A 6,922-nucleotide genomic window follows, 5' to 3' on the forward strand; every position below is an offset into this window, starting at 1 on the left:
CACATTTGGAATGCAATCCCCTGTGGGAGCGAGCCTGCTCGCGAAAGCGTCAGTCCAGGCACTTCGGATCAGGAATACTGTACTTCGATCTCATCCAGCTGATGATCAAAGGTTTTGAGCCGCGCGGTCCAGGTGTACACCAGCACTTCAAAATCCCGATTGATCACCGCCCCGCCCGTCACTTCCCCACGGGGGTCGCAGAAGTCCAGTTGATAGCGCTCACGAGCCATGGCGGTGGCGACATCGGCCAGTTCCCGGGCGTTGTTGAGCCAGTGCCGACCGTCGTCGGCCACTTGTTTGTCCAGCTCCAGGCATTGCTTCTTCAGGGTTTCGAGGCTCTTTTCCAGCGGCGTGCCAGTGAGCTCGCCCATGACTTCCTGGAACGTGCGCCCCGGTTGCCAGTAACTGCCCCAGAAATAGCGGTCGAACACCGTTTCGACACGACGCAACGCCACCTTGGTGTCCCAGATCAGCACCAGGGTCTTGCCTTGTTCGAGTTGCCTTTTTTTGATCCGCTGCGTCTGGACGGACGCCCAGGCCACCACCGCGATGGACATCACGGCGATCAGCGCGGCGGCACTGTCGAGAAATACCATCGCCTTGTCGATCTGGTGGGCCAGCATGATGCCGTAGAAATAGGTCGCCGTGAGCAGCACCAACGCCACGACGGCACACCAGAAGCCGAGAGCATAAGGGTTTTTCATTATTGGTTTCCCCATGACCTGCGCAAGCCTTGTGCGAAGCAAGGGCGTTTTTCACGAACGCCCTTTCAACACTTCAAAGCATAGCAACGGCCTCAGGGTTTGCCGGAGTTCGACGCTTGCGTTCGTCCGCTTTCCCAACCGCCACCCAGGGCCAGGAACAAATCGATCTGGCTCGTCGCAACCTGAGTGTTCGCAGCGGCCAGTTGTGCCGTGACGTCGGTGTAGGTACGGGTCGCTTGCAGGTCCGCCAGGAACGACGCGCGGCCGGCCTGGAAGAAACGATGAGTCTGATCGGCGGCCAGTTTCGCCGATTGCTCGGCGTCCGCCAGGGCCTCACGGCGTTGCAGCAACGCTGAGTACTGGGCCAGGCCGGTCTGGGCTTCACGAATGGCGTTGAGTACCACGCCGTCGAAATGTGCCAGTGCGCCTTGAGTGGCCGCTTCGGCCTCGCGGATACGCGCGCGGGCGCCGTTGGTCGGCACCGTCCAGGTCAGCGAGGGTCCAAAGCCCCAGCGGTTGGTGGACGGCTCGCCGAGGTTATCCAGGATACCGATGGTACCGACGGTCGCGCCGATGCTGATGTCCGGGTACAGCTGACCCGTAGCAACGCCGATGGTGGCGGTCGCAGCCGCCAGTCGGCGCTCAGCCTGCCGTACGTCGGGACGCCGCTTGAGCAATGTCGCACCATCCCCCACCGGCATCAATCGGGCAATTTTCGGCAGTTCGGCGCAGCTGTCGGTCCCGGCAGGTAATTGATTTACCGGTTTAGCCAGCAACATCGACAAGCGGAACAGACCAGCCTGGCGCGCCGCCTCATAACGCGGCATGTCGGCGCGCAGGGATTTGAATTGGGTTTGCGAACGGGTGACCTGGGTTTCATCGCCGCGCCCAGCATCGCGCAGACGTTGAATCAGCGTGGTGCTCTGGGCTTGCAGATCGAGGGAGTGCTGGGCGATTTCCCGCTCTTCGTTGGCTGCACACACTTGCGTGTAGGCGCGTACCACGTCGGCCACCAGGGTGATGCGTGCAGTATCGGCCGCGGCTTGCGTCGCATCGGCATTGGCCTTGGCCGCTTCGATGCCGCGCTGCAAGGTGCCGAACAGGTCGAACTGGTACGAGGCGCTGATGCCGATATCACCGATGTTGGCCACCGGTACTTTTTCCGGCAAGAGGAACGCTTCGCCGGATTCCTGCAAGCGTTGGGCACCCATCTTCACACCGGCGCTCCAGCCGCCCGCCGCCTCGGCTTCGTCGACCTGGGCGCGAGCCCGCAGCAGGTTCGCCGCCGCCACGCGCAAGTCAGTATTGGACGCCATGGCTTGCTGAACCAGCTGGTCGAGCCGCGGGTCGTTGTACAGGCGCCACCAATCGGCAGGCACCGGTGCCGAAACCACCGGCTTGCCGTCGACCGCCAGTTCACCCTGCAAGTCTTCACGGTGGATGGCCGCTTCTACGGGCAAGTGATAGTCCGGCCCGACCACCTGGCACGCCGACAACAGCAAACCCAATCCGGCGACCGCTAAAACCGAGGCCTTGCTCATTGCCCCGGCCCCCGGACCTGATCATCAATGATCGACACCGTGGCGGTGCGCCCGGCGATCATGCGGAAATCCGCCGGCACGTCATCGAAGGCAATCCGCACCGGAATCCGTTGGGCCAGCCGCACCCAGCTGAACGCCGGATTGACGTTGGGCAACAGGTTGCTGCCGCTGGTGCGGTCGCGGTCTTCGATACCGGCGACGATGCTTTCGACGTGACCGCGCAGCCGCGCACGGTCGCCGATCACGCGGATGTCGACGCTTTGGCCGACATGAATGCCGTCCAGCTTGGTTTCTTCGAAATAGCCGTCGATGTGGAAAGAGTTGCTGTCGACCACTGACAACACCGGCCGCCCTGCACTGACAAACTCCTGGGTACGCGGCGCGCGGTCGTTGACGTAACCGTCCACCGGGCTGCGGATCACCGAGCGATCAAGGTTGAGCTGAGCGCTGTCCACCGCCACCTGAGCTTCCATCAACGCCACTTGGGCACGGGCCACCCGCGACTGGCTTTCCTCCAGTTGCTCGCCCGGCACCAGATTACCGAGGCCCTTGTTGCGCTTGGCTTCACGCTGGGCCTGGGCCAGGGTTTCTTCGCGGTCGGCCACCGCCGCTTTTGCCTGGCGCAGGGCCAGCTTGAAGCGGTCCTGGTCAATGCTGAACAGCACCTGCCCTCGCTTGACCATTTGGTTATCGCGTACTTCCACCTGCTGGATCAGTCCGGACACGTCCGGCGCGATCTGCACGATGTCGGCACGGATGTGCCCGTCGCGGGTCCAGGGGGCAAACATGTAATACATCACCATGCGCCAGACCACGACAACGGCGAAGCTCACGATCAACAGGGTCAGGACCACGCGACCGATGGTCAATAAAGGTTTTTTCATGTCATCAGGTATCGACTGAGTGAGTCCACCACGCCAAGCAGCAAAGCGTAGAGAGCCACGTTAAACAATGCCCGGTGCCAGACCAGACGGTAAAAGTGCAGGCGCGTCAGTACCCCATGCACCAGCAGGTACAACACGTACGTAAAGCCCATCAGCACCAGCAGCGTAGGCAGGAACACCCCGCTGATATCCAGATCACCGATCATAAAGGCGCTCCATCGATGCCATGGGGAAGCGGTTCTTCTTGCTCTGCGGAACCGACGAATTCGACGCCCGGCAACAGCGCCAGGCGCAAGCCGCTCAAGGCGTGCAGCAGGTGCAGGCGGGTTTGCTCGTCACCCGCGCCAGCGAGGGCGCGACGGGTGCGGTCAAGGGTCATCAGCAACGGACTCGGCGCCGGCAAGCGTTCACCGGCCTTGAGGCACGCCTTGAAGTATTTGCCGACCTCAGCCACCACCTGATGCAGCAGCGCCTGCGGCACGCCATCAACCCGTGGCGTATAGGCGAGCAGGTCCAGCAGATTCAGCACCACGCGCACTTCCCGCAGGGCGATGCCGGTGTCCTGGCCGGTCATGGCCAGGCGCGGCAAGTGCTGCATCAAGCGATCCAGTACCTGCACACCCAGGTGCCGGTGCTCGGCCAGCGTTGCCGGCTCGGTGAGGCTGACAATGTCGCGCCAGCTGAAACGGGTCAGGCGCTTGGCCGCCAGCTCGGCGCCGAATGGCCGGGCAACCAGGGTCCAAATGAACGCAAACAGCAGGCCGATGGGGCCTGCCAGGTTGGAATTGGCGAAGCTGAGGAAATCTGCGTCGTAGGCGCCCTGAATGCTGATGAAGGACGAAGTGTTGACCAGGGTCAGCAGCATCCCCAGGTAAAACTGCGGCTTGACCGTCAGGGTGCCGACGATGATGAACGGCACGGCGAACGCCAACACCAGCATCGGGAAATCATGCAGGTTGGGCAGCACCAGAAACAGATACAGGCTGGCAAACAGTACCGACATCGCCGTCCAGAAAAAGAACCGGTAAATCTGCGGCGCCGGGTCGTCCATCGAAGCGAAGAAGCTGCACGCCACGGCGGCCAGGATCACCGCCGCGCCACCGTCAGTCCAGCCGAGCAAAATCCACAGTACCGACGCGACAATGATCGCGGTGACGGTGGACGCCGCCGAATAAAGCATCAGGCCACGATCCAGAAACGGCGTCAGCCGCCCCAGCCGCCAATGGCGATACACCGCACGCCAGCTGTCCTGGTTTTCACACTGGATGGCGATTTGCAGGCTGCGGCAGTCCTGCCATAGATCGATCCATTCGCCGAGGCGATACAGCGCGTTGGAAAACAGCAGCTGCTTGCGATCCTCCAGCGCCTGCGTACTGGGCTGCAAGGCTTCGAGCTGATGCTTCAACGCCTGCCAGCGGTCAATGTCGGCGTCTTTGTGCTGTAGCCAATCGGAAGTGGCGCCGAGCAGCGGCGCGAACTTGTCCACAAGCTCGGGTGTGCGCCGTTCGAGGGCGTAAAGCGCATCGTCAAGGGCATCGATCACCGGCAGCAAGTGAATCATGCGCCCGCGCAATTCATTGGTGTTGCGCACGGTCTGCGGACGCGCACCCTCGTGGGGCAACTGGCCGATCATCAATTCCAGGCTGTTGAAGGTCGCGACCATCGATGCGCGCAATCCACTGACTTCATCCGGCTGCACGTTGCGGCTGAGAAAACGCAGACTGTAGGTCGATGCATCGGCAAACCATTTGCTCACCGAATCGTTGAACACCGGCGCCAGCCGCCGCGGCCAGAAGATCGCGCCGACCACTGCTGCGACGGCGATGCCCAGAAAGATTTCCTCGGTGCGCGCTTCCGCTACGTCCCACACCGCCAAAGGGTTATCCACCACCGGCAATGCGATCAAGGGCAAGGTGTATCCGGCCAGCATCAACGCGTAGTTGTTGGCAGTACGCAGATGCAAGGACAGGAACAGCAACGTCCCTGTCCACAGGGCAATGACCAGCACCAGCACATAGGGGCTCTGGACGAACATCGGCACGAAAAAAACGGCTGCGACAGCACCCAGCAAGGTACCGACCGCGCGGTACAGCGCCTTGGATGTGGTCGGGCCGAGAAACGGATTGGAAACGATGTACACCGTGGCCATCGCCCAGTACGGACGCGGCATTTGCATGAGCAGGGCGATGTACAGCGCGATCATCGAAGCCGCGAAGGTGCGCACACCGTAGAACCAGTCCCGCGCCGGGGGCATGCCGGTAAAGAAACCGTTCAAGGGTGGGTCACCGGAAATGGACTGGCCGATTCGAAGGCCTTCAACACACGCAGCGCGGCTTCCAGATCACGCCGGTCGATGCCTTCCAGCGCTTCATTGCGCAAACGCACCAGTTCGACCTCGACGGTTTGCACCAGCGTCCGTCCGCTGTCGGTGAGGCTCAGGCATTTGGCGCGGCGATCCTGGGCGTCTTCGGTGCGGCAGACATGACCGGCATGGCACAGCTGGTCGAGCAGGCGCACCAGCGACGGACTCTCCATCCCCGACGCCTGCGCCACCGCCACTTGCCGCACACCATCGCCCAAGCGTCCGATCATCAACAACGGGACGGCGCAAGCTTCGGAGATTCCATAGTTGACCAGCGTCGTCTGGCAGATCTTCCGCCAATGCCGCGCGGCCACCACCATGGAGCTGCTGATGTTCATCTGGAGAGCGTCGAGGTTATTCGGCACGAGGGAATGCACACACTGTTAGTTTGCTAACTATCAATATGGCATTGGAGGGGATTTTTCGTCAAGTTTTGAAACAAATTCGTGACCACCCGTCATTCTTGACTGCCGCTGGCGAACCAGCGTAATGAATTTGTATATACTTTTTCATCACACGTGTTCAGAGGCCAGGTCATGTCAAAGCAAGCCGTTTTTACGATGAAACTCGAATCAGAATTGCGCGAACAGTTCATGGCCGAAGCAGAAGCGGCTCACCGGCCTGCCTCGCAAATTGTTCGGGAAATGATGCGTCAATTTGTTCAAACACAACGAGAGTCACGTGAGTACGAAGCATTCCTGCAACGTAAAGTGGATATCGCTCGTGCTTCCATGCGCAAAGGTGATGGTCTGACGAATGAGGAAGTTGAAGCAGAGTTCGCCGCCAGGCGTGGAAGGGCAGCTATACAAGAATGAAAATAATCTGGACGAAGGAAGCAGCACAGGACCGTGCAGACATTTGGGATTACTTACACACCGTTAACCCAAAAGCGGCCATCGACATGGATAACCGCTTCAGCGATGCGATATCCAGACTTGTACAGAACCCCGGGAGTGGTCCTGCTGGAATCGTCTCAGGCACTCGCGAACTCATTCCGCACCAGAGTTATCGCATGATTTATCAACAGGAACTGGATGCAGTCTGGATACTTGCCTTGGTTCATACATCCCGACAATGGCCTCCAGCGAACTAAACGCCTACACCCCCCGCCCCTTCCTCAGCATCACATCCAGTTGATCCACCACCTCGGCCCAATCGGCGTCATCCAGTATTTCATTACGCAACAGATCTGCCTGACTTGGATTCCAGAAAAACGCATCTGCCAGATGCAGTTCCGGTTTGAGCGGTGAATGGGTGGCGATGAATTTGTCGATGCTTTCGGCGTCGTCCGGCAGGCCGAGTTGTTTGAACAGGGATGGGAGGCTGTGGGTTGGGTTTTCCATGTCTGACTCCTTCTTTCGTCGTGAGGTGACTGCTTCGCAGTCATTCGCGAGCAGGCTCGCTCCCACAAGAGAAACGCGATCCCATGTG

General features: G+C 60.4%; 9 protein-coding genes. 2 read left to right on the plus strand and 7 right to left on the minus strand.

Annotated elements, in window-relative coordinates; translation table 11 throughout:
- Positions 1-68: 68 nt before the first annotated feature.
- The 6 genes from ACW9HW_RS27925 to ACW9HW_RS27950 form a co-directional block, all read right to left on the minus strand.
- Positions 69-704, minus strand: coding sequence for an NADH:ubiquinone oxidoreductase subunit N (locus tag ACW9HW_RS27925; RefSeq protein ID WP_095192438.1), 636 nt, complete (start codon positions 702-704; stop codon positions 69-71).
- A 92-nt stretch (positions 705-796) separates the two neighbouring features.
- The gene (locus ACW9HW_RS27930) at positions 797-2,245 is read right to left on the minus strand and encodes an efflux transporter outer membrane subunit (protein WP_457402542.1); all 1,449 of its coding nucleotides are present in this window, start codon (positions 2,243-2,245) and stop codon (positions 797-799) included.
- The gene (locus ACW9HW_RS27935) at positions 2,242-3,129 is read right to left on the minus strand and encodes an efflux RND transporter periplasmic adaptor subunit (RefSeq protein ID WP_457402544.1); all 888 of its coding nucleotides are present in this window, start codon (positions 3,127-3,129) and stop codon (positions 2,242-2,244) included. The genes ACW9HW_RS27930 and ACW9HW_RS27935 overlap by 4 nt, the downstream gene beginning before the upstream one ends.
- Positions 3,126-3,335, minus strand: coding sequence for a DUF1656 domain-containing protein (locus ACW9HW_RS27940; RefSeq protein WP_095192441.1), 210 nt, complete (start codon positions 3,333-3,335; stop codon positions 3,126-3,128). The genes ACW9HW_RS27935 and ACW9HW_RS27940 overlap by 4 nt, the downstream gene beginning before the upstream one ends.
- On the minus strand, positions 3,332-5,404 hold the full coding sequence (locus ACW9HW_RS27945) for an FUSC family protein (protein WP_457402547.1): 2,073 nt from the start codon (positions 5,402-5,404) through the stop codon (positions 3,332-3,334). The genes ACW9HW_RS27940 and ACW9HW_RS27945 overlap by 4 nt, the downstream gene beginning before the upstream one ends.
- Positions 5,401-5,829, minus strand: a complete 429-nt coding sequence (locus tag ACW9HW_RS27950) for a MarR family winged helix-turn-helix transcriptional regulator (RefSeq protein WP_095192443.1) — start codon at positions 5,827-5,829, stop codon at positions 5,401-5,403. The genes ACW9HW_RS27945 and ACW9HW_RS27950 overlap by 4 nt, the downstream gene beginning before the upstream one ends.
- 198 nt (positions 5,830-6,027) lie before the next feature.
- Here ACW9HW_RS27950 and ACW9HW_RS27955 point away from each other — a divergent pair, with 198 nt between their 5' ends.
- On the plus strand, positions 6,028-6,306 hold the full coding sequence (locus ACW9HW_RS27955; protein ID WP_095192444.1) for an antitoxin of toxin-antitoxin stability system: 279 nt from the start codon (positions 6,028-6,030) through the stop codon (positions 6,304-6,306).
- On the plus strand, positions 6,303-6,584 hold the full coding sequence (locus tag ACW9HW_RS27960) for a type II toxin-antitoxin system RelE/ParE family toxin (RefSeq protein ID WP_457402549.1): 282 nt from the start codon (positions 6,303-6,305) through the stop codon (positions 6,582-6,584). The genes ACW9HW_RS27955 and ACW9HW_RS27960 overlap by 4 nt, the downstream gene beginning before the upstream one ends.
- A 4-nt stretch (positions 6,585-6,588) precedes the next feature.
- Here ACW9HW_RS27960 and ACW9HW_RS27965 read toward each other — a convergent pair whose 3' ends face one another.
- A complete protein-coding gene (locus ACW9HW_RS27965; protein WP_095192446.1) occupies positions 6,589-6,834 on the minus strand; it encodes a DUF2789 domain-containing protein in 246 nt (81 codons plus the stop codon).
- Positions 6,835-6,922: the final 88 nt, after the last annotated feature.

Source organism: Pseudomonas sp. SDO5532_S415, assembly GCF_054071155.1.